The following is a 22,891-nucleotide window of genomic DNA, read 5'->3' on the forward strand; positions in this document are numbered from 1 at the left end:
TTCCCGGGCGACTGCGGCCGCGTGCGTGCTGTTCGCCTCAGGTGTTCTTGCTGACCGTGATCGTCGGGAACTTCGACGAAAAATCCTTGGCCTGCTGAGCGATCTTCACCGCCACCGAGCGCGCGATGGACTTGTAGATCTTCGCCACGTCGCCGTCGGGATCGGCCACCACCGTCGGCTTGCCGCTGTCGGCCTGCTCGCGGATCGACATGGCCAGCGGCAGCGCGCCCAGGTAGTCGATGCCGAACTTGTCGGCCATCTTCCTGCCGCCGTCTGCGCCGAAGATGTGCTCGGCATGCCCGCAGTTCGTGCAGATGTGCACGGCCATGTTCTCGACCAGCCCCAGGATCGGCACGTTGACCTTCTGGAACATGTTGATGCCCTTCTTCGCATCGAGCAGCGCGATGTCCTGCGGCGTCGTCACGATCACCGCGCCCGTGAGCGGCACCTTCTGCGACATCGTAAGCTGGATGTCGCCGGTTCCGGGCGGCATGTCGACCACGAGATAGTCCAGGTCCTGCCAGCGCGTCTGCATGATGAGTTGCTCGAGCGCCTGGCTCGCCATCGGGCCGCGCCAGATCATCGCCTGCTCCTCGTCCACCAGGAAACCGATGGAATTGATCTGCAGGCCCATGCTGCGCTTGGGCTCCATCAGCTTGCCGTCCAGGCTCTCGGGCTTGCCCGAGGTGTTGGTCATGAGCGGCTGGCTCGGGCCGTAGATATCGGCATCGAGCAGCCCGACGTTCGCGCCCTCGGCGGCCAGCGCCAGCGCCAGATTGACGGCCGTGGTGCTCTTGCCCACGCCGCCCTTGCCGGATGCCACGGCAATGATGTTCTTCACCCCGGGCAGGAGCTGCACGCCGCGCTGGACGGTGTGCGCGATGATCTTGCTGACGATGTTGACCGAGACGTTCTCCACGCCCGGGATGTTCTTCGCGGCGGCCACGAGCTGCTGGCGCAGCTCCGGCACCAGGCTCTTGGCGGGATAGCCGATTTCCACGTCGAACGCGACGTCGCCGCCGCTGATCGTGACGTTGCGCACAGCGCGCGAGGTCACATAATCCTTACCGCTGTAGGGGTCGCGAACGTGGGCGAGAGCCTCCATGAGACCCTGTTCAGTGATGGCCATACTTTATTTACTCCTCAGGAGTCAGGTAGTCTATCGAAGCCGAGTGCCATCTGCTGGCACGCGGCCTTACTTTGTTCCCACATACCAACCAGCCAGGTGTCCCTTGAAGTTGAAGATGGCCCAGAACTCCCTGTTCGCAATCCTGTTGCGTTCGCCATGGTGGATCAGCCTTGCCGTGGTGCTCGTGATCGTGGCGGTCTGCGGTGCATTCCTGCCGCGCGAGATCGCGCCCTTTGCCGCGCTGGGGGCACTCCCGATCTTCGTGATCGGCTGCATGGCGGCATGGCGCCAGTTCCGCGCGCCCAGCAGCTCCCGCCTCCAGACGATGCACGCGCGCATCGCCGCCATGTCCTGGAAGGAATTTGCCGCGGCCCTCGAGACGGCCTGGCAGCGCGAAGGCCAGTCCGTGCAGCGCATGCCGGGCGGCAACACCGCCGCCGACCTGCAGCTCGCCAAGGGCGGCACCACGTCGCTGGTGAGTGCCCGCCGCTGGAAGGCCGCCAATCACGGTGTGGAGCCCCTGCGCGAACTGCAGGAGGCCGTGGCGCGCCAGAAGGCCGATCACGGCGTGTACGTGGTCCTGCAGGGCTCGCTCACCGAGAACGCCCGCGCCTTCGCCAAGGAGCACGGCCTGCTGCTGCTCGAAGGCGATGCGCTCTGCGCGATGCTGCTGAAGTCGCAGGGCGACCGGTCCTGACGCCGACAACGACGGCATGACCGCGCCGCACCAACCCCTCACAGGCCTGGTTCTGTCCGGCGGCGGAGCGCGCGCCGCCTACCAGGTGGGCGTACTCGAGGCCATTGCCGACCTGCGCATCTCCTGCGGGCTGCCGCGCCAGAACAGCCCTTTCCAGATCCTGTGCGGCACGTCGGCCGGTGCCATCAACGCCTCCGCCCTTGCCTGCGGGGCCGATCATTTCGACGACACGGTGCGCCATGTCGCCAGCGTGTGGCGGCACTTCGAGGCCGAACAGGTTTATCGCGCCGACTCCATCAGCGTGCTGCGCAGCGGCGCACACTGGCTGACGCTGTTGTCGCTCGGCTGGACGGTGGCGCGCTGGCGCAAGGCGCGGCCGCACGCATTGCTCAACAACCAGCCGCTGGCCGAACTGCTCACGCAGCTGGTGCGCCTCGAACGCCTGCCGGGGCTGATCCAGGATGGCCACCTCGACGCGCTGGCGGTGACCGCGTCAAGCTACACCACTGGCGAGCACGTCACCTTCTACCAGTCACGCGAAGCGCGCCCGCCGTGGATCCGTTCGCAGCGCAAGGCCGTGCGCGCGGAAATCACGCACGCGCACCTGCTGGCCTCGTCGGCCATTCCATTCATCTTTCCCGCGCGTTCGGTCACCTTCAACCAGCAGACGCACTATCTGGGCGACGGCTCCATGCGCCAGACCGCGCCGATCGCGCCGGCCATCCACCTGGGCGCCGACCGCATCCTGGTGGTGGGCGCGGGCCGCATGAACGAGCCCGAGCTGGTGGTGCCGCGTGGCGTGGTACCGGCCTATCCTTCTCTCGCGCAGATCGGCGGCCATGCGCTCTCCAGCATCTTCCTCGATGCCCTGTCGGTAGACGTCGAGCGCGCTGAGCGCATCAACCAGACGCTATCGCTCATTCCGCCCGACGCCCGCGCGCGCAGCCCGCTCAGGCCGCTGAACCTGCTGGTGCTCTCGCCCAGCGAGCGCATCGACGAGATCGCCTCGCGGCACATCGGCGAGCTGCCCGCGACGATCCGCGCGCTGCTCGGCGCGGTCGGCGTGAAGGTGCCTGCGCCCGGCCAGTCCCCCACCGGCATGGTCGGCGGCGCGGCGCTGGCCAGCTACCTGCTGTTCGAGGCGGGATTCACGGGCGAGCTCATGGAGCTGGGGCGCAGGGATGCGATGGCCAGGACGGACGAAATCTGCGCGTTCTTCGGCTGGACGCTTCCCGGCAAAGACCGCATGCACGGCGAAACGGCGCCACCAACTACAATGTAAGGTTCCGCTGCAAGCCGCGCTTTGCCAGCACTCCGAAAGTTTGAACCAATGACTGCACGCAAGATTTTCGTCACCACCGCGCTGCCGTACGCCAACGGCAACTTCCACATCGGCCACATCATGGAGTACATCCAGGCCGACACCTGGGTGCGCGCGCAGCGAATGCAGGGCAATGCAGTCAACTTCGTGGGTGCGGACGACGCCCACGGTGCCCCGATCATGATCGCCGCCGAAAAGGCTGGCAAGACGCCCCAGCAGTTCGTGGCCGACATTGCTGCCGGCCGCAAGCAGTATCTCGACGGTTTCCATATTGCCTTCGACAACTGGAGCAACACCGACAGCGCCGAGAACCACGAGCTCTCCAAGCAGATCTACCTGGACCTGAAGAAGGCCGGCTTCATCGAGACGCGCACCATCGAGCAGTTCTTCGACCCCGAGAAGAACATGTTCCTGCCCGACCGCTTCATCAAGGGCGAGTGCCCGCGCTGCCATGCCAAGGACCAGTACGGCGACAACTGCGAGGTCTGCGGTGCCGTCTACGCCCCCACCGACCTGATCAACCCGTATTCCGCACTGTCGGGTGCGAAGCCGGTGCTCAAGACTTCGGAGCACTTCTTCTTCAAGCTCTCCGACCCACGCGCCGTGGAATTCCTCACCGAATGGACACAGGACGGCCAGCATGTGCAGCCCGAGGTGGCCAACAAGATCAAGGAGTGGTTCGGCACCCGCACCAATCCCGACGGCACGACCAGCGAGGGCCTGGACGACTGGGACATCAGCCGCGATGCGCCCTATTTCGGCATCGAGATTCCCGATGCACCGGGCAAGTACTTCTACGTGTGGCTGGACGCGCCAGTGGGCTACCTCGCCTCGCTCAAGGAGCTGCTGAACAAGCGCGGCGAGAACTACGACGCCTACATGGCCGACCCGACGCTCGAGCAGTACCACTTCATCGGCAAGGACATCATCACCTTCCACACGCTCTTCTGGCCCGCGATGCTGAAGTTCAGCGGACGCAAGACGCCCACCAGGATCTGCGTGCATGGCTTCATGACCGTGAACAACGGCGAGAAGATGAGCAAGAGCCGGGGCACAGGCCTCGATCCGCTCAAGTACCTGAGCCTCGGCATGAACCCCGAATGGCTGCGCTACTACCTGGGCGCCAAGCTCAACGGCAAGAACGAGGACATCGACTTCAACCCCGAGGACTTCATGGCCCGCGTGAATGCCGACCTGATCGGCAAGTACGTGAACATCGCCTCGCGCGCCGCGGGCTTCCTCGTCAAGCGCTTTGACGGCAAGCTCGGCGACATGGGTGAGGACGGCCAGGCCCTGGTTGCCCAGCTGCGCGAGCAGAAGGACAACATCATCGCGGCCTATGAGCATCGCGACACATCGCGCGCCGTGCGCGAGGTGATGCTGCTGTGCGACCGCGTGAACGCCTACGTGGACGCGAACAAGCCCTGGGAGCTCGCCAAGAAGGAAGGCATGGAGGCACGCCTGCAGGACGTGTGCACGACCTGCATCGAGGCCTTCCGCATCCTGACCATCTACCTGAAGCCGATGCTGCCGCACGTGGCCGCCGAGGTCGCCAACTTCCTGATCGTTCCACCCGAGAACTTCGGCGACATCGACAGGCCGCTCGGCAAGGACCATCAGATCGGCGAGTACAAGCACCTGATGCAACGCGTCGATGTGAAACAGCTCGACGCGCTGTTCGAGGCCCCGCCCGCTCCGGTGGAGGAGAAAGTGCTGCCTGGAGGCGAAGAAATCGCGCCGACCATCACCATCGACGACTTCGCCAAGGTGGACCTGCGCATCGCCAAGATCGTGGAATGCAAGCCGGTCGAGGGCTCTACCAAGCTGCTGCAGCTCACGCTCGACGCCGGGGAGGGTCGCATGCGCAACGTGTTCAGCGGCATCTCCAGCATGTACCAGCCCGAGCAGCTGCAGGGCAAGCTCACCGTGCTGGTGGCCAACCTCGCACCGCGCAAGATGAAATTCGGCGTGAGCGAAGGCATGGTGCTGGCAGCCAGCCACGCGGACGAAAAGGCCCACCCCGGCATCTACGTGCTGGAGCCCTTCCCTGGCGCCACGCCGGGCATGCGCATCCACTGATCCGCAACGGCCCAGACCTCGACGCCATGGCGATCGCAAAGCCCCTGCGCCCCACCACCTGGGCGGGGGCTTTTCTTTCGTTGGCACTGACCGGCTGCACCGTGGTGAGCGTGACCGCATCGGCAGTGGGACTGGCCGCAGACGCCGCCATCGGCACGGCCAGGATCGTCGGCAAGGGCGTGGGCAAGGCCGCGGACGCGATGCTGGGCGATGACGAGAAAGAAGACAACAGCGGCATCACGATCCGCTACCGCGAGTCCCGGGATGCACCGTTGCAGGATCAGCCACCGTCCGCAGCACCTCCAGCGCCGCAACCGCGCCTTCAGGCCGGCGATACGCTGAACTCCGTTCAGTGAACGAAGGCCTGTCGCCACCCAGTCGGCCTGCCTGCGCGGATGGCATCACGCGGCATCATCAAGGGCGCACGAGCTCACCATCGCATTGAGCGTGAACGGCGTCTCCCGGCTGCCAGGCAGGCTGCGCTCGTCGAAGCGGTAGACGCCACGCACCACCAGTGTCACGCCATCATGGCGCGAGCGGTGAAACTCCAGCCGCGTGACATCCACGATCTGGTGCATTCCTGCCAGATAGATCGATCCATCGATGTATCCATCCTCGGGATTGACCGGAAAGTCGAACGAGCGGGCCACCAGACTCCTGAGCATCACCGACGGAAGCTCGACACCATCGAGGCGGATCGACGTGTCGATCAACTCACCCTCCCACAGGAATGGCGACAGCAGAATCTGAATGCCGGCGTCGCCCGGCACGCCGGAGAGAAACGCATGCCGCGCCTTGAGCGTGGAGATCGGGAACGAGGTCAATGCATGCCTCCTTGGGAATGACAGAAGCCGTCAATTGCCGATGCGCCTGGGAGCCGGAAATCCGGCAGGCTTGCAGGGTAATTCGAAAATTCAAACATAGGCCTCGCGCTGCAGCCGCAGGGCATCGCGATCGATGCTGGCATGCAGTTGCTCCATGTCGGATGCGCTGACACCTTCACGCACAAAGTGCGTGCTCCAGCCATCCACTGTACGTGCCACCTGCCGAACCAGCTCCATGGCTCGTGCTCGCCGGATGCCGAATTCACTCAGTTGCGTGAGCGCGTTGTCGATGGTCGACTCCGCCCCATTCACCCCGACGAGCATGGCCTGATAGCCCAGGTTCTGCAAGGACGGCAACACGTCATAGGCCGGGGTGAGCTCGTAGTAACCATCGAATCCCAGCCGCACACTGTGGTTGCGCTCGTGGTCGTCGGTGTTGTCGATGAGGATGTTGAAGATCATGCGCCGGAACAGCTCCTCGCGCATGGCCTGCTGGCGATCAGGATGGGCGATGCGCAGCAGCACCGTCGCCAAGGCTGCGTAGCTCTCTTCCAGCTTGGCCGCGCGCAGCAGGGTTCGGGCGGAGAGGCAATGCAAGCGCAGCGCGCCGACGCGGTCAAAACGCTCGATCAGAAGGGCATGGCGCGTCGGCTTCAGGCGCCGCTCTGCGATGGGGCGAACCTGGGTGGATGCCACGTCGATACCGGCAAGCGCAGCGAGCTTCATCGTGGCATGCTCGACGAGAGGTGTGTCAACGGGATCGTCCAGCTCGCTGAACTTGATCACACAGGGCCCATCATCGGTCTGCAGCAAGGCCTTGGGCCTCGCACCTCCGAGCGTGACACCGGGCTGCACCAGGCGCTCAAGCGCATGCGAGATCGGTGCATGGCTCTGGATATCCTCTATCGCGGCGCTCAACTGCGCCAGATCGCCCAGCCGTGGATAAGGCCCCAGGCGGCGTGGAATGTAGTGCTCTGCCGAGACCGACACGCCCAGCGCCCCGAACCGGTCATCGCCCGCAAACAGGAGCATCTCCAGCACGGACAGCCGAGCGGGCCGATCGATGTGGCGAATGATGCGCTCGCCCCAGCGATCCGGACGCGCATCGTCGATCGCTCCCGGGGCACCGCCTTTTTCCGTGGCGCTGAATTCGTGGGCAGCCAGCAGGGGCAGGTCTTCGCTCAACGGAAAGTTCCACCAATCCTTGTCGTAAGTGAAGGTGGCACAGTCGGGCAGCAGGCGCGAGAGCCCCAAAGTGCCTGCACGCACCGGCCGGGCGGGATTCACAAGCACCCAGAGATAGAGCGTGTCCTGCGGCTGGTAGGTTTGCGGGCTCACCGCCTGCATGCTCATGGGTTCTTGTCCGAAGGTGGGAGCGGCCCGTCACCCAGCAATGCCGCGAGACCCGCCGCATTGCCAAGACCTGAAAGCCGCTGCGGCTCCATCACCCTGAAAGCCGCCTGCGGTTTTTCTGCGGATGGCTTCCTGGGTGCCTGCACCCTCTTCACTTCATGTTCGAGTGCTGCGTGGTCGTTGCCGGGTGCGATCAGGTCCGCCAGGCCCTCTGCCTGGTTGATGAGCCACAGGCACATCACATAGGACGCCATCGCGACCGATGGGTCACCCCGTTCAATACGTGCCATCGTGGGCTGCGAAACGCCAAGGCGCCTGGCCCACTGGGCCTGCGTCTCACCCCGCCGCTTGCGGGCGATCACGATGTTCTGCGCGAGCCGCTCGATCTGCTGCAGCACGGCATGTGGATAGTCCGCGGGAGGGGTGGTTTGGCGAGGCATTCATAGATATTACACTCAGCCCACTTTTTTGCAAATCTATGAATAAATACTAATGCGATTTCAAAATGCTGCTGCGATGACTTGCGGCCTCTCGCCCTAGTTATTCATAGATATCTATAAAAGTAAAACAAGCGAAACTCTATGAATTAACTCTGCAGGATACGCACCGTGCGCTTGCGATCACACTGGCGGTGTACTCACCGTCCCGCATAGCGGCCCGGACGGTGGCTCACCCAGATGAAGACGCTCATCACCACCGCCGCCAGAATCGACCATGCCACGCGCTGCCAGGAGACGACGCTGAGCGCGAGCAGCACCACGGCCACGTCGATGGCCATCTGCACTTTTCCGGCGGGAATCTTCCAGCGGTCCTGCGCATAGAGCGACACGATGGTGGCACCGCCCAGGCTCGATTGGTGGCGCGCCATGAACAGCACGCCCGTGCCCATGAGCAGGCCCCCGGCGATCGCGGCAAACAACGGATGCAGGTAGTCGATGTGCAGGAATTGCGGCCCGAAGGTGGTCACCGCCGACAGCATGGCCACGCAGGCAAAGGTCTTGACGGTGAACCTCCGGCCGATGCGGTTCCAGGCGAACCAGTAGAACGGAATGTTGATGGCGAAATAGACCAGCCCGAACGGCCAGCCCGTCGCGTAGTGCAGCACGAACGCCAGTCCCGCCGTGCTGCCAATGAGCAGCCCGGCCTGCGCGAACATCATCATCGCGATGCCGACGAACAACGATCCCGCAAACAGCGCCTGCGCGTTCTCATAAGCAGAATGCTGCAAATCCGAAGAGTGTTCGCTCACACTCTTGGCAACCGGAGTCGAGGAACCGCGCGAACGGGAGAGGCGAAAAAGAGGGCTGGTGAAAAAAGAGGTGCTGCTGGCCATGGTGAGGAATCCTGTGCATCCGTGCCAGCGGTTGTGCCACTGGCGGCGCGATTATCACGGGGCTGCACCGAGGCAGCCTCCCGCAGCTCTGGGTAGCCACACACAACCACAGGGTTTACCCTTAAACAACACCCGTCACGGTATTCGTTGAGCATCGAGCCTCCGAACCGGCATGCCCTCACCGCTCAGAAGGCCGCGGAGCAGGCCATGCCAGCAACCGCCGAGCAAGAGCCGCCTCGCGGCGAAGGCGGTGTCCCCCCGGGGGGAAGGCGCGCAGCGCCTCAGGGGGGAACCCTTCCCTACGGCCCGTCGTGCAGCTTCTCGGCGCTGTAGCTGTTCTTTACCCGGTTGTCCGGTCCGAACACCACGGTGAAATGCATCTGCCGCGTGGGTGGATCGATCCAGTTCCAGTCCCACTCGGTCGTCTGCTTGAGCTGGTAGGGCACCACCTTGGCAGGCATGCCCAGCGTCCGGCGCACCTGCTCCTGGCTCATGCCGGGCTGGATCTTCTCGAAATTATGCGGCGCCAGCACCTGGCGCAGTGCGCTCATCTTGCCGTCGGTGCCGATGGTGATCATGTAGTTGCGCGCGCCCATGGGCTGGCGGTTGTACTCAAGCGTGCGCGAGCCGTCGGCCTCCTGCCAGATGTACTCCGGCTCTCCGAACTTGGCGCGCACGTCCACCTCGGTGGAAAGGCCCTCCTCCAGCTCCTTGATGCGCTGGTCGTCACATCCGACCAGCATGGTCGCCACCGCCAGAGCCGCCGCCAAGCCCGCACGTGCCATGCGCATCATTGCCATGAGGTTTCCTTCCTGTTGAATCCGTTGCCGTCATTGTGATCCCCAGCGAATCATCACGAGGACGGCACTCTAACGCGTTGCCGCCCCTCCGTGTTGTCATCCTGGGCCTTTCATACGAAAGTTTGCAGTCGGCACCGGCGGGTTCTTCGGGCTCTCCAGGTTCTGCCGGTTCAGACCGTCACCACCTCCACCCCCGCCGCCCGCAAGGCGTCCAGCGACGCGGCGTTGGCTTCGTGTTCATTGGTCAGCACCGCTGCCGTCTGGGCTGCCGTGGCCACCGCATAGCGGCCGTGCATGCCGATCTTGCCGTAGTCGGCCAGCACCTGCAGCGACGCGGACTGCTCGATCATCGCCGTGGCCACGCTGGCCTCGTGCGCATCGAAGAAGGTCACGCCGTGCTCGGCCCCCATGCCGAACGGCGACAGCAGGGCCACGTCCGCGCGGTAGCGGCGTATCTCGTGCAGCGTCGCCTCACCGAAGGTGCACGGCACGTCGGGGTTGATGTCCCCCCCGAGCAGAATCACCCGCGAGCCGCCGCCATAGCCCGAAGGCCCCGCGGGACGGACACCGGAGAGCGTGAGCGCCACGGTCAAAGAATTGGTCACCACCACCAGATCGGAGAGCAGGCACAGCTCCTGCGCGAGGATGGCGGTGGTGCTGCCGGCGTCCACGAACACCATCTGCCCGGGCACAAGGCGCCTGGCCGCGGCCTTCGCAATGGCGCGCTTCTCGCTCACGCGCTGGGTCTGCCTCTGTACGAACGGAGGCTCCTCCTGCGCCACGCGGGCGACACCACCGTGCACCCGGCGCACGAGGCCCATGGACTCCAGAGCCAGCAGATCCAGGCGCACGGTCTCGCGCGACACCTGCATGTCCTGTATGAGCTGCTCCGTGCGAACACGATCGAGGGTCGAGAGCAGGGACTGAATGCGTGCGAACCGGTCTTCTTGCAGCATGGGTGGTGGGATACAACAAAAGAATCAGGGCGGCCGCAAGCATATGCGAAGACCGCCCTGCGATGTGGCCCGCTCAGGGCCGAAGCGAACGCATCAGGCTCGGCGGCGACGCTGCGCCCTTGCGGCCCATCCCGCCATCAGCAAGCCGGCCAGCGACAGCATCAACGGATGGCCGACCGGCACAGGCTGCATGCCCGACGGCGGGGTCACGGGAGGGATCACCTCGGCAGGTGCCGCCACCACGACGGGATCCACGATCGCCGCGTTCCTCTGTCCATCCTCGTCGAGCGGGCCGCCATCCGTCACGCTGTAGGTGACGACATTGCCCGCAAACGCGGCCGTCGTGATTTCCGTGGCCACCGGCTTGCCGTCAGGCCCGGCCGATACCTTCATCAACTTGCTGCCCTTGGCCAGCGGCGCGGGCAAGGTGAGCTGGATCCTCGCATCAAAGCCCGGCCGGTCGCAATCCAGCAGGCTGAAGGCGATCAGGCCGCTGGCCGCCACCTGGTCCTTCAGCAACAGTCCCGCGGGAACCGTTCCCGCATGCGATGTCACCTGCCGGCACTGTGCAACCGCCTTCACGTTCAGGCCCACGGCCGGGGTGCCCGCGCCCGGTGCATCGAGCTGCTTGTCGATCAGCACCTGCTCCTTGTCTTCGGGCTTGGGATTCGGGTCCACTTCGGGTGCGGGATTGCCGATCTCGAACGAACCGGCATCGCTCCAGTCGGACCAGTTCAGGTTCTCGTCGCGAACGCGCACGCGCCAGTACCAGCGCTCGTCGGTGCCCAGCCGCAGGATCTCGGGGCCTTTCCATGGAAAGGATCGAAGACCGAGCCCTTCTCTCCGTTCTCCAGTACCAGGCGCGCAAAGCACTGCCGTCCGCCCTGGCGCACATCGCCCGAATCACCATCTTCGTCCCACTTGTAGGCGCAGTTGAAGCGGTCGAGCAGGCTGTTGCCACCCGCGACGATGGCACTTTTCACGCCGCCGCGCTTGGTGGTCGCACCCACGTTGGGATAGATACGCCGCGGGTTGGCGAGAATGCGGCCGAGCTCCAGCGACGCAATGTCCGCTCCGCTCTGCGTATTGACGCGCTGGTTGTTCAGGTAGGTCCAGTTCTCACGCCGCGTATCGTTGCCCCACACGTCGTAGACCGGCTGCGCACCATCGAACCCGGCGGCCTTCGACAGCTGCCATTGCGCCTCGTAGATGGTGGAGGCGCCGTCCTGCAAGGCATAGCCCAGCTTGAGTGTCGCAGGATCAATCTTGCCCATTCGCGCCTGCGGCAGCGTCGGCTTGGCGGAAAAACGCGTGCTGGTCACCCGGATGGAGTCATCGGCAACGGCGCTCATGGACGAACCGTTCGCGCCCAGGTCATAGCGTTTCCACTCCATCGACGGAACGGCATCGCCAAAGCCGACCTGCAGCGTGCCGTAGCCGAACGTGAGCTTGGTGTTGGCGATCACGTCCAGATCGGAATCATCGTCCTGCTTGGCGTTCTCCAGGTCGCCCGCACCCGATGCCACGTTCAGCCACAGGTGCCTGCTGTCCATGGAATTGCCGCGCTCGTAGAAATGCACATGGCCATTGAGGTTCGCCGTGATGGCGCCCGTGCTGCGGCCGTAGTCCTCCATCTGCGAGATGAAATCACACACGCCCATCACCTCGCCCTGGCGCCATTTCTCGCTCAGGCAGGGATGGTGGTTGAGCAGCACCATGTAGGGCTTCCGCTCCTCGCGCGTCTTCTTCATCAGGCCCGTGAACCAGTCGAGGTGCTCCTTCATGTACTCGGCGCGGAACAGGCCGCGCCCGTTGTCGTAGCTTGTCCATCCGCCCGTGTTGTGCATCGCCGATGCAGGGTTGAAGTCACTGCCGACAATGCGCAGGCCCAGGTAGTCGATGTGGTACCAGTGCAGCGGATGCTTCGCGGAACCATTGGCCGGCATGCGGTTGAAGTACTTGCGGTAGGTCTTGAGCCAGTTCTTTTCCGTGCCCGCGCTCGCCTGCTCGCCGAAGTACTCGTGGTTGCCCGGCGCGGGCACGATGGGCACGTAGGCGGAGATCGCGCTGAGCGGCGTGAAGAAATGGCCGCTCCAGTGGGAGCGGGTGCTGCCCGAGCCCACCAGGTCGCCCGGCACCACGAAGCCCGCCAGCGTCTGCGCGCACTGCGCCGCGCTGCCATTGCAATCGTTGGCGATCAAGCCCTGCACGATGTTCTTCAGGCGGTTGGCCTTGCCATCCTGCGTGTCGGACACCACGGCGAACTTGGCGCTCTTCACCTGGTCGGATTCGCGCGGCCAGGTCTTGAACTGGTAGGGCCCCGCCACCTTGGGCGCCGCGCTGGTGCCCGTGACCACCGCGTACTCATAGAGCGTGTTGGAGTCGAGGCCCTTCAGGTCGCCAAAGAAGATGCTCGCGTCGTTGAAGTCGCCTTCCGCATTGACCGCATTCACGATCGTGAAGCTGCCAGTGCTGCCGGCCTTGCGCACCCAGACGGTGGGCTTCGATTCGGTGGTCTCGAACATCACGGCCATGTGGTCCGTACCGGGGTTCTGCAGCGTCGGGCCCACGGTGAGTGCAGGCCGGGCGCTCGTCGCGGGCAGGGCCGATGGGTCGAATGGCGCCGGCGGCGCGGAGTCGTCGCGCTGCAGCTTGACGTTGTCCAATGCCCAGTACCAGTTGTTGCTGGTGCTGCGATAGTTCCAGCTCGCCTGCGCCGTGCGCGCACCTTCGGGAGCGGTGAAGCTCACCGTGACCTTCTGGTTCAGGGTGTCCGCCGACAGCCGCTGGATGAGGGCAGCGCCCTTGTCGAACGTGATGGTCACGTCCGCCGTCTGCGGGCTCTGGCCCTGGCGGTAGTGGGTGTCGAACGTCAGCACGTAGTTCTTCGCGCTCGTGACCTCGATGGAGGGCGCGGCGAGCGATGCGCTGTAGGGCTTGTCGGCGCGCAGGCCATCCGACTCGATCAGTGCAATGCCGCCCGTGCCCAGCGTGAAGTCGCCGCGCCTGGTGGTGGCGTCGGTCTTCTTGTTCGCGGTCCAGGTCCCGGGTGTCAGGAACTTCCAGCCGAGCCAGTCGGCGGAGCCCTGCGTCACCTTGACATCACCGGGCGTACCGTCCGAGTAGAAGGTGCTCACGGTCCAGCCCGCGGGCGGCACCGCGCTGATCACCGCACCGGTGCCCGCTGCATCGAAATTCTGCTCCTGCAGCACGGTCTGCGCCTGCGCAAGCCCGCAGACCGCCCATGCGCCGGCCGCCCATAAAAATCGCCAGTTCGCGTCCATTCTTCCTCCTGCCCCAGGGCTCATCAGTAGTGGGAAATTGGCAAGATTTGCCATTAAACGCAAATAATCACCAAATTACATGAAACTACAATGACAACAGAAAAAGGCCCATGGGCAGCGCCGTGCCAAGCGGCTCGCCTGCCGGCAGTTGGTGAAAATGGCGCAGCGGCTAAAATGGCGGGCTGATACCCTGCCGCCACACGTTTGCCGTGTGCCGCTTCACCCCACATCTCAAAGAGCCATGTCCTTCTTCCGTCGCCCCGACTACCAATCCGATACCACGCAGTTCATCAACAAGCTCAAGGAACAGAAGCCCGAGCTGGATGCGCAGCAGCAGTACGGCCGCTCGCTGCTCTGGGACAAGCAGGTGGATCGCGACACCTGGGACGAGTACAACGAAGGCCGCGTCGAGCAGAAGCCCTACGTCTACCAGACCAACTCCTGATGTGCCCCGCTCACGCCAGCCGGCGTGAGCACACACCATGGCCGATACCGATCCATCCATCACCGAGGACGAGGCGCCTTCGCGAAAATCGGGGGCCGACGGGCTTCCCGAGGTCATCGACCAGGTCGCGCTCGCTCGCCTGTATGGCGAGCCGCTGTTCGCCCTGCCCCAGGATCTGTACATTCCGCCCGACGCGCTCGAGATCTTCCTCGAGGCCTTCGAGGGGCCGCTCGACCTGCTGCTCTACCTTATCCGCAAGCAGAACTTCAACATCCTCGACATCCCCATGCTCAAGGTCACCCAGCAGTACCTGAGCTATGTGGATGAAATCCGCAGCCGCAATCTCGAGCTGGCCGCCGAGTACCTGCTGATGGCCGCCATGCTCATCGAGATCAAGTCGCGCATGCTGCTGCCGCCCAAGAAGCAGGAGGGCGAAACCGAGCCCGAGGATCCACGCGCCGAGCTGGTGCGCCGCCTGCTTGAGTACGAGCAGATGAAGCTCGCCAGCCAGCGGCTGAACACGGTGCCGCAATACGGCCGCGATTTTCTGCGCGCGCAGGTCTACATCGAGCAGAGCCTGCAGCCCCGCTTCCCCGACGTGGAGCTGGTCGACCTGCAGGATGCATGGCGCGACATCCTCAAGCGCGCCAAGCTCGTGCAGCACCACAAGATCACCCGCGAGGAGCTCTCGGTGCGCGAGTACATGAGCAATGTGCTCAAGACGCTGCAGGGCCGCCGCTTCGTGGAATTCGAGGAACTGTTCCAGCCCGAGAAAGGCGGCACCGTGCTGGTGGTCACCTTCATCGCGCTGCTCGAACTGGCCAAGGAAACGCTCATCGAAATCACCCAGGCCGAAGCCTTCGCGCCGATCTACGTGCGCCTGGCCTATACGCCAGTCTGAGAACGTGCCGACGATCTGACACCCTGCGGCGCACTCCATGCGCCTTTGCCTTTCATCCATTGCGAGACTAACCCCATGCCCCACCTCGTCATCGACTTCAGCGCCAACCTCGCCGATTTTCCGGAGGCACAGATCCTCAAGGACGTGAACGCCGCGCTGTGCACCAGCCCGGAGATCAAGGACGAAGCGGATGTGAAAAGCCGCACCCATCGCATCACGCATTTCGAAATTGGTGCGCAGCCCGAGAACCGGGGCTTCGTGCATGCCCAGCTGCGCCTTCTGTCGGGCCGCTCGCCCGAGGCCAAGAACGACCTCGCGGAGCGCATTGCCGCCGTGCTGCGCAAGCACACTCCACGCCCCGAAGGCATGATGGTGCAGTTGAGCGTGGAGATCCTCGACATGGATCGCGGCAGCTACGTGAAAGAGCGCCTGTAACCCTGCGGCACACGCCGGCCCCACAACGGGAGCCGGCAGTGATGCATCACTGCATCGGAGAGGCTTCGCGCGCGGATGCCAGCACGCGGCCTTCGCTGGCCATCGCGCGCAGATGGCGTTCCACGCGCAGGAACACCACGATGAGCATCATGAACACCAGCGTCCACATGAGCACGGTGAATACCAGAAGGTTGGACGGCTCCATGAGGCGCTCGAGCCACGAGGGGCGCGTACCGGCAGTATCGGCATCGGTGCCCGAGACCTTGGTCGAGAACGCCATGTTGTAGTTCAGCAGCAGATTGCTCACGAGGAACGACGTGGTCTGCTGCGCCATGCCGCGCTGCACCTGGGCGTCGGCCAACAGGGTCTTGAAGGCGGCGGGAGCCCCCAGCACGAACGCGCGGCCCGCGTCGTAGCCGTTCGCATCGATGATGCCGTGGGTCTGGTTCAGCAGCGCCTCGGTAATGTTCACGGGCTGCGGCTTGAATTCCTCGTCATCGCCCTGCACGCCTGCCGTGGCATCGACTGCCGCGCTGACGGCCGTGCCGGCCGAAGCCTTCTCGCGCGATGCCTTGAGCCAGTCCGCCAGCGACTGCGCATCTGTCAGCCCGGCATCATCGCCTGCCGCATCGACCTGCCGGCGCTTGTCGGGGTTCTGCAGGATCGCTGCGCGCAGCAACTGATCGACCTGGGTGAATGCAGCCACCACCTCGCCATCCTTGGCGAGCTTGTCGTCATTCGCATGGTGATCGGAATCCGCAAATCCGAAGTCGCTGTACGTGGTGCGCTTGAGCTCGGCATCGTCGATCTTGAAGCCGCTCCAATCTGTCGTGGCTTGTGTTGCAGATGCTGCCGGAGAACGCAGCGAATCGGCGGCCCACAGCGCGAGGCTGAACAGGGTGAACAGCACCAGCAGCACCATCAAGACGCGCATCAGGTAGAGCAAACCGCTTTCTAGTTTTTGAAGCATGGAAACCTTCATGAAATGAAACAAGGCGCGCAGTGTGCCATGCCATGAGGGGGCCAGGAATGCAACAATTTCCAACAAAAAGGTGATGCGCGGCCAGAGGGGAAATGGGCATCTGCTGCCCGATCACCTCCTAAGTTTGGAAACCAGGGTCAAGCGATCTCGGCGTCCAGCCAGCCGCGCAGGCTGTTGAGGAACGCCCATGCACGCACCCGGTGCGCATCGCGCACATGCACCACGGCCTCGCGCAGCCGGCCCGACGCAAGCGCAAGCTCCCGGCCGATGCCTGGCAACAGCCCGCAGGCAAGCGCAGGCGTCACCCAGTCTCCGCTCTCCAACTGCATGGCGATGTTGCCGCGCGTGCACTCCGTGATTTCACCCGCGTCGTTCCACAGGATCACGTCAAAGAGCCCGCTCTGCGAAGCTGGCTCGAAGGCAGCGTAATGCGTGCGCCGCGTGGTCTTGTGAGACACGAAATCACTGTGCGCAGCGGCAAAGCAGCGATCTGCCAACGCCAGTTTCACGGGCTGCGCGGTGGCAGAGAAAGCGAATGCCTGTGCCTCGAAGGTGCCATCCTCATGCAGCAGCCACCGCACGCGCCAGTCCCCTTGAGGATGCTGGCTGCAGAGAGCCGCCAGGGTTTGATGCACCGGCGGCTCGTTCCATGCGAAGCCGAAGTACGCCGCGGACGCCCGCATGCGCGCCAGGTGCCGCTCGCGGTTCCGCAGTACGCCATCACTGAGCAGCAGCGTTTCCAGAATCTGCAGCGGCGGCAGCGCGCGGTCGATGAACGCGCGCTTGTTCTTCCATTCCTGCCATTCGTCCTGCGCGCCGGCATCGGCGGTGATGCCGCTGCCGATGCCGCAGCGCACATGCCCATCCGCTCCGATGGACAAGGTACGGATCGGCACGTTGAAGGTGGCGCGCAGGCTGCCGGGGGCGGCGCCGGGCCGCACCACGCCCAGGGCGCCGCAATACACGCCCCGCGCTTCGTGCTCCAGCCGGGCAATCCAGCGCATGGCCTGCACCTTGGGCGCGCCGGTGATCGACCCGCAGGGGAACAGGGCTGCGAACACGTCGCGCAGGGACGTCGATGGCCTGGTGCGAGCCACCACGTCCGAGGTCATCTGCCACACCGTTGGCAATGCCTCGACGTGGAACAGGCGCGGCACCTGCACACTGCGCGGCTCGGCAATGCGCGAGACGTCGTTGCGCAGCAGGTCCACGATCATCACGTTCTCCGCCCGCTCCTTGGGGGAGGTGCGCAGGTGCAGGGCCAACGCCGCGTCCTCCTCCGCTGTGGCGCCGCGCGCCGCCGTGCCCTTCATGGGACGGGTCAGCAGCGTCTCGCCGTCCCAATCGAAGAACAATTCGGGCGAGAAGCTCAGGATCCGCTCGTCACCCCAGCACATGCTGGCGACATAGCCGCCGGGCTGGGCCTCGCGCAGTGCGTCGAACAATGCCTGAGCCGATCCCTTGAGATCGCCGGTCATGGGGGCCGTGTAATTGATCTGGTAGCACTCCCCCTGCGCGATCGCCGCGTGGATGCGCTCGATGTCCCGGGTGAAGCTTGCACGCGATGATTCCGAATGGGCGCCGGGCTTCCAGTGCACGTGGGCCAGTTGCGCCTCGCCCGAATCGGGGGAGGCAGCGGCCTCGACAGTAACGGGAGCTTCGTACTCGGCAAACCACGCGAGCGGCAGTCCCTGCTGCGGCGCATGGGTGGAAAAGGCGCTGTCGAATGCACTTGCCGCCTCATAGGCCAGGCCGCCCAGGCACCAGCGCCCCTCGCGGGCTGCGCGCTCCACCTCCTCGATCACCGCGGCCACCTCGCCCGCCGAGCGGGCCTGCCACACGCGCAAAGGCTCGCCGAAGCGCAGGCGCAGACGTGCCGCCGAGGGGCTGTGGGGGTCGGGAAAATCAATCAATGTGGACAGCATGGGGCGCGCATTATTCCATGGGGGTCCATGCAACCACTTTTCTTACGGGTTGGTGCAATCGGGAGGTTGCTTATAGACTTCGCGCAATTTTCCGAAATTGCCCCAAATTGCCAGGAGACCATTCCATGAACGCACCCGCACCGGCATCCCCCAGCGCCACGGGCACGCCCTATGGCACCATTCCGCCCGCATCGCCCATGCCTGCGCGCAAGCCCATCAGCCTGCCGCGCCTCGCGCAGATGCGCGAGGCAGGCGAGAAGATCACCATGATCACTGCCTACGATGCCACCTATGCGGCCGTGGCTGATGCTGCGGGCGTGGAGTGCATTCTGGTGGGCGATTCGCTGGGCATGGTCTGCCAGGGCCTTCACAGCACCGTGGGCGTGACGCTGGACGCCATGGCCTACCACACGGAAAGCGTGGCGCGCGGACTGCATCGCGCCCAGGGAACGGCCTGGCTCATCAGCGATCTGCCTTATGGGAGCTACGCCGAGAGCAGGGAACAGGCCATGCGCAGCGCCAGCCGGCTGATGCAGGCGGGCGCGCACATGATCAAGCTCGAAGGCGGCGGCTGGACGGCACCGACCGTGCAGTTCCTCGTCGAACGCGGCGTACCTGTCTGTGCACACCTGGGCCTCACGCCGCAGACGGTGCACGCGCTGGGCGGCTACCGCGTCCAGGGGCGCGACGACATCGCCGCCGCCGCGCTGCGCCGGCAGGCCATCGAACTGCAGGAGGCCGGCGCGTCGATGCTGGTGCTCGAGATGGTTCCCGCCGAACTCTCCCGCAGCCTCACCCAGGCGCTCGCGAGCTGCCACACCATCGGCATCGGTGCCGGCAGCGGCACTGCGGGGCAGGTGCTGGTCATGCACGACATGCTGGGCGTGAACCTGGGAAGGAACCCCAAGTTCGTGCGCAACTTCATGCAGGACGCAGGCTCCGTGAAGGGGGCGATCGAAGCCTATGTTCGCGCGGTGAAATCGGGCGAGTTCCCTGACGACGCCGTTCACGCCTGGTAGTTCTCCATTTCTATTTCCGCCTCCGACATGCACATCGTCCACTCCATCCCCGACCTCCGCGCCGCGCTTGCCCAGCGTGGCAGGCCCGCCTTCGTTCCCACCATGGGCAACCTGCATGACGGCCACCTCTCGCTCGTGCATATTGCCGGGCAGCAGGGCGACGTCACCGTCGCCAGCATCTTCGTGAACCGCCTGCAGTTCCTGCCCCATGAGGATTTCGACAGCTATCCCCGCACCTGGGAGGCCGATTGCGCCAAGCTCGAGTCTGCGGGCTGCGATGTGCTGTTCGCCCCGCGCGAGAAGGACCTGTATCCGGAGCCCCAGGTGTTCAAGGTGCAGCCCGACCCGCTGCTCGCCGATATCCTCGAAGGCGAGTTCCGTCCCGGTTTCTTCACAGGCGTGTGCACGGTCGTGATGAAGCTGTTCTCGTGCGTGTTCGCGACAACGGGCGGCGGCAGCGCCGTCTTCGGCATGAAGGACTACCAGCAGCTCATGGTGATCCGCCGCATGGTGCAGCAGTTCGCAATGCCCATCGAGATCATCGCCGGCAACACCACGCGCGCAGATGACGGGCTCGCGCTCAGCTCCCGCAACGGCTACCTGAGCGCCGAGGAGCGCCAGCAGGCCATGGCCCTGTCGCAGGCACTCAAGGCGCTGGCCGAGGCCGCTCGCGACGGCAGTGCGCCACTGGCCGATCTGGAGGCCGCCGCCATGCAGGCGCTGCGCGACAAGGGCTGGGAGCCGGACTACCTCACCGTGCGCAACCGCAGCGACCTGCTGGCTCCCGCCGATGCCTCGGCACGGGCCGATGCGCCGCTCGTGGCATTGGGTGCGGCACGCCTGGGCAGCACGCGCCTGATCGACAACCTGGAGTTCTGAGAGCGCCTGGGCAATCAGGCGTGCGACTTCACCTGCGCGTGCAATGCCGCCAGCAGGCCCTCCACCCCGCTCACCGCAGGCCTGTGCAGCGGCAAAAGCACCTGCACCTGAAACGGGATCGACAACGTGATCGGCCGCACCACCAATGGGCCACCCTCGCAGGCCCGCGCCGTGAGCGGGTTGACGATGGCGATGCCCAGGCCCTGCTGCACCATGGCGCAGACGGCGATGGCGCTGTGGGCTTCGAGCAGCAGTTGACGCTCGACTCCGGCGCGCGCGAATTCCGCATCGATGCGCTGGCGGTACACGTCGTCGCGCGCAAGGCTGATGAAGGGCTGGTGCGCGAAATCCGCCGCCTTCAGCTTCTTCTTTTTCGCCAGCGGATGCGCCGCGGGCAGCACCGCGACCTCATCCACCGCAGGCAATGCGATGGCGCGGGTGCCGGGCGGTGCATCGGCCTGCTCGGTCAGGCCCAGGTCGAAGCGCTGAGCGGACATCCACTCCAGCAGCAGGGGCCCGTCCTGCGTGGCCACGCTGAGCGCCTGCGGCCCATGCTCGGCCTGCATCCGCGCGATGGCGCCGGGCAGCAATGCATGGCTGAGCGCGGGCATGCTGAGCACGCTGATGTGGGAATGGTGGGGCCGCCCGAGCGCCATCGCGTGCTCCACGACGTGATCGAGTCCCTGCCAGCTGCGCTGCACCTCCTCCCATAGCGACAGCGCGCGCGCGGTGGCGCGCAGGCGCCCCTGGGCGCGTTCGAACAGCGCGTACCCCAGCAGGCTCTCCAGCCGCGCGAGTTCGCGGCTCACCGTGGGCTGCGAGGTGTAGAGCATGCGCGCAGCGCCCGTCACTCCACCCGCGAGCATCACGGCACGGAACACCTCGATATGGCGATGGCTGATGCGCGCATCCTCGCCGCGGACGGAAGCAGGTTGTCTGGCTTGCATGGTGGGCAGACCATATCAGAAATGAATAAACAGCAAAAATCAAAGTATTCGACCAAATAGACCACATGACCGAAGATGCAGGCCATTGCAGCCGTGCGCTGCCCCTCTTCATCGATCTGACTCCCTCGCACCATGAGCAATCCCTTCTCCCCTTCCCTGCTGTGGCAACTGGCCGACGAGCACGGCACACCGCTGTGGGTGTATGACGCCGGCACCATCCGCGCGCGCATTGCGCAGCTCAAGGCCTTCGACACCATCCGCTTCGCCCAGAAGGCCAACTCCAACATCCACGTGCTGCAGCTGATGCGCGCACAGGGCGTCAAGGTGGACTCGGTCTCGCGCGGCGAGATCCTTCGCGCGCTGGCCGCGGGCTTCAAGCCCGGCTTCGGCGAACCGAGCGACATCGTCTTCACGGCCGACGTGATGGACGAGGCCACGCTCGCGACCGTCGTGGAGCACCAGGTGCCGGTGAACGCGGGCTCCATCGACATGCTGCACCAGCTGGCCAAGGCATCGCCGGGCCACCATGTCTGGCTGCGCATCAATCCCGGCTTCGGCCACGGCCACAGCAACAAGACCAATACAGGCGGCGAGCACAGCAAGCACGGCATCTGGCACACCGACCTGCAGGCCGCGCTCGACGCCATCCGAGCGGGCGGACTGGTGCTGGCCGGCCTGCACATGCACATCGGCTCTGGCGTGGACTACGGGCACCTGCAGGAGGTCTGCGGCGCGATGGTCAAGCTGGTCGAAGCCACGAAGCAGGCGGGCCACGACCTGCATGCGATCTCCGCGGGCGGCGGCCTGTCGATTCCGTACCGCACGGGCGATGCCGTCATCGACACCGCGCACTACCACGGCCTGTGGGACGCCGCGCGCAAGCAGGCGGAAGCCATCGTCGGCCATGCTCTCGGCCTCGAGATCGAGCCAGGCCGCTTTCTCGTGGCCGAGTCCGGCGTGTTGCTGGGCACCGTGCGCGCCACCAAGAACGAGGGCAGCAACCACTTCGTGCTCGTGGACACCGGGTTCAACGAACTCATGCGTCCCGCCATGTACGGCAGCTTCCACGCCATGGAGGTGCTGCGCCGCGACGGCCGTTCCTTGCCTGCACAGGACGCCGTGGTGGCGGGCCCGCTCTGCGAATCAGGCGACGTGTTCACGCAGGGCGACGGCGGCGTGGTGCTGCCGCGGCCGCTGGCCGGTGCCAGCGTCGGCGACCTGCTGGTGATCCACGATACCGGAGCGTACGGCGCCTCGATGTCCAGCAACTACAACACGCGCCCGCTGGCGGCCGAAGTGCTGGTGGATGCTGGCAAGGGTCGGTTGATTCGGCGCCGTCAAACGGTGGAGGAGCTGCTGGCCTTGGAGCTGGGGCTCTGAGGTTTTCTGGTGGCTACTGCCTGAGTTCAGGGTGGAGGCCGGGACTGCCCTCGGCGGGGCAGTGATTTTTTGTTGCATGCAATGAGCCTGCCCTAAAAAACTGGCGCGCCCTATGCCAGGGCAGCCGAGCAAGGGCCGCCCGGCAGCGAGGGCTGCGTCCCCCTTCCCGAACTGCGCAGCAGTTCGAGAGAAGGGGGAAGGC

Annotated in this window: 22 protein-coding genes; 10 read left to right on the forward strand and 12 right to left on the reverse strand. The window is 65.1% G+C overall.

Translation table 11 applies throughout. From position 1 onward, the window contains the following. Positions 1-37 precede the first annotated feature (37 nt). A complete protein-coding gene (gene apbC / locus H9K76_RS18575) occupies positions 38-1,129 on the reverse strand; it encodes an iron-sulfur cluster carrier protein ApbC (RefSeq protein WP_187596786.1) in 1,092 nt (363 codons plus the stop codon). 115 nt (positions 1,130-1,244) lie between these two features. Here apbC and H9K76_RS18580 point away from each other — a divergent pair, with 115 nt between their 5' ends. The 4 genes from H9K76_RS18580 to H9K76_RS18595 are packed head-to-tail and all read left to right on the forward strand — an operon-like array spanning position 1,245 to position 5,582. Then, complete coding sequence (locus tag H9K76_RS18580) at positions 1,245-1,826, forward strand: restriction endonuclease (protein ID WP_187596787.1); 582 nt, start codon at positions 1,245-1,247, stop codon at positions 1,824-1,826. 16 nt (positions 1,827-1,842) lie between these two features. Continuing rightward, positions 1,843-3,108 (forward strand): patatin-like phospholipase family protein, encoded by a 1,266-nt coding sequence (locus H9K76_RS18585; RefSeq protein ID WP_187596788.1) that lies wholly within the window; start codon positions 1,843-1,845, stop codon positions 3,106-3,108. Positions 3,109-3,156: 48 nt separating this feature from the next. After that, positions 3,157-5,226, forward strand: a complete 2,070-nt coding sequence (metG, locus tag H9K76_RS18590; protein ID WP_187596789.1) for a methionine--tRNA ligase — start codon at positions 3,157-3,159, stop codon at positions 5,224-5,226. Between the two features lie 26 nt (positions 5,227-5,252). Continuing rightward, positions 5,253-5,582: a hypothetical protein gene (locus H9K76_RS18595; RefSeq protein ID WP_246475137.1), complete on the forward strand. Its 330-nt coding sequence runs from the start codon at positions 5,253-5,255 to the stop codon at positions 5,580-5,582. Positions 5,583-5,627: 45 nt separating this feature from the next. On the opposite strand, the gene H9K76_RS18600 is transcribed toward H9K76_RS18595, so the two are convergent. From H9K76_RS18600 to H9K76_RS18635, 8 genes are all read right to left on the reverse strand, one after another. After that, on the reverse strand, positions 5,628-6,050 hold the full coding sequence (locus H9K76_RS18600) for a hypothetical protein (RefSeq protein ID WP_187596790.1): 423 nt from the start codon (positions 6,048-6,050) through the stop codon (positions 5,628-5,630). A 90-nt stretch (positions 6,051-6,140) separates the two neighbouring features. Continuing rightward, positions 6,141-7,403, reverse strand: coding sequence for a type II toxin-antitoxin system HipA family toxin (locus tag H9K76_RS18605; RefSeq protein ID WP_246475138.1), 1,263 nt, complete (start codon positions 7,401-7,403; stop codon positions 6,141-6,143). Beyond that, positions 7,400-7,843, reverse strand: coding sequence for a helix-turn-helix transcriptional regulator (locus H9K76_RS18610; protein ID WP_187596791.1), 444 nt, complete (start codon positions 7,841-7,843; stop codon positions 7,400-7,402). Before H9K76_RS18610 ends, H9K76_RS18605 begins: the two co-directional genes overlap by 4 nt. Before the next feature lie 197 nt (positions 7,844-8,040). Further along, complete coding sequence (locus H9K76_RS18615) at positions 8,041-8,736, reverse strand: YitT family protein (RefSeq protein ID WP_187596792.1); 696 nt, start codon at positions 8,734-8,736, stop codon at positions 8,041-8,043. Positions 8,737-9,035: 299 nt separating this feature from the next. Continuing rightward, positions 9,036-9,536, reverse strand: coding sequence for an outer membrane protein assembly factor BamE domain-containing protein (gene bamE, locus H9K76_RS18620; protein ID WP_246475139.1), 501 nt, complete (start codon positions 9,534-9,536; stop codon positions 9,036-9,038). A 170-nt stretch (positions 9,537-9,706) separates the two neighbouring features. Then, positions 9,707-10,492, reverse strand: a complete 786-nt coding sequence (locus tag H9K76_RS18625; protein WP_187596793.1) for a DeoR/GlpR family DNA-binding transcription regulator — start codon at positions 10,490-10,492, stop codon at positions 9,707-9,709. A 93-nt stretch (positions 10,493-10,585) separates the two neighbouring features. Next, positions 10,586-11,251, reverse strand: a complete 666-nt coding sequence (locus tag H9K76_RS18630) for a choice-of-anchor U domain-containing protein (protein ID WP_187596794.1) — start codon at positions 11,249-11,251, stop codon at positions 10,586-10,588. Next, positions 11,227-13,776, reverse strand: a complete 2,550-nt coding sequence (locus tag H9K76_RS18635) for a purple acid phosphatase family protein (RefSeq protein ID WP_187596795.1) — start codon at positions 13,774-13,776, stop codon at positions 11,227-11,229. Before H9K76_RS18635 ends, H9K76_RS18630 begins: the two co-directional genes overlap by 25 nt. 241 nt (positions 13,777-14,017) lie before the next feature. Between H9K76_RS18635 and H9K76_RS18640 the strand changes: the two genes are divergently transcribed. The 3 genes from H9K76_RS18640 to H9K76_RS18650 all read left to right on the forward strand — a co-directional run bounded on the left by H9K76_RS18640 (position 14,018) and on the right by H9K76_RS18650 (position 15,557). Beyond that, positions 14,018-14,221, forward strand: coding sequence for a DUF3460 family protein (locus H9K76_RS18640; protein ID WP_187596796.1), 204 nt, complete (start codon positions 14,018-14,020; stop codon positions 14,219-14,221). A 37-nt stretch (positions 14,222-14,258) separates the two neighbouring features. After that, on the forward strand, positions 14,259-15,122 hold the full coding sequence (locus tag H9K76_RS18645) for a segregation and condensation protein A (RefSeq protein WP_246475140.1): 864 nt from the start codon (positions 14,259-14,261) through the stop codon (positions 15,120-15,122). Positions 15,123-15,197: 75 nt separating this feature from the next. After that, on the forward strand, positions 15,198-15,557 hold the full coding sequence (locus tag H9K76_RS18650) for a 5-carboxymethyl-2-hydroxymuconate Delta-isomerase (protein WP_187596797.1): 360 nt from the start codon (positions 15,198-15,200) through the stop codon (positions 15,555-15,557). 46 nt (positions 15,558-15,603) lie between these two features. On the opposite strand, the gene H9K76_RS18655 is transcribed toward H9K76_RS18650, so the two are convergent. Continuing rightward, entirely contained in the window at positions 15,604-16,527 is a 924-nt protein-coding gene (locus H9K76_RS18655; RefSeq protein WP_187596798.1) for a hypothetical protein, read from the reverse strand. 149 nt (positions 16,528-16,676) lie between these two features. Then, positions 16,677-18,464, reverse strand: a complete 1,788-nt coding sequence (gene pabB / locus H9K76_RS18660; protein WP_187596799.1) for an aminodeoxychorismate synthase component I — start codon at positions 18,462-18,464, stop codon at positions 16,677-16,679. A gap of 125 nt (positions 18,465-18,589) precedes the next feature. Between pabB and panB the strand changes: the two genes are divergently transcribed. Next, on the forward strand, positions 18,590-19,483 hold the full coding sequence (gene panB / locus H9K76_RS18665; RefSeq protein WP_187596800.1) for a 3-methyl-2-oxobutanoate hydroxymethyltransferase: 894 nt from the start codon (positions 18,590-18,592) through the stop codon (positions 19,481-19,483). A 27-nt stretch (positions 19,484-19,510) separates the two neighbouring features. Next, the gene (gene panC, locus H9K76_RS18670) at positions 19,511-20,362 is read left to right on the forward strand and encodes a pantoate--beta-alanine ligase (RefSeq protein WP_187596801.1); all 852 of its coding nucleotides are present in this window, start codon (positions 19,511-19,513) and stop codon (positions 20,360-20,362) included. A 14-nt stretch (positions 20,363-20,376) separates the two neighbouring features. Here panC and H9K76_RS18675 read toward each other — a convergent pair whose 3' ends face one another. Further along, complete coding sequence (locus H9K76_RS18675) at positions 20,377-21,309, reverse strand: LysR family transcriptional regulator (RefSeq protein ID WP_187596802.1); 933 nt, start codon at positions 21,307-21,309, stop codon at positions 20,377-20,379. Between the two features lie 132 nt (positions 21,310-21,441). Between H9K76_RS18675 and lysA the strand changes: the two genes are divergently transcribed. Beyond that, positions 21,442-22,689, forward strand: coding sequence for a diaminopimelate decarboxylase (lysA, locus tag H9K76_RS18680; RefSeq protein WP_187596803.1), 1,248 nt, complete (start codon positions 21,442-21,444; stop codon positions 22,687-22,689). The last annotated feature ends 202 nt before the right edge of the window (positions 22,690-22,891 follow it).

Source organism: Diaphorobacter ruginosibacter (assembly GCF_014395975.1).
Classification (GTDB): domain Bacteria; phylum Pseudomonadota; class Gammaproteobacteria; order Burkholderiales; family Burkholderiaceae_C; genus Diaphorobacter_A; species Diaphorobacter_A ruginosibacter.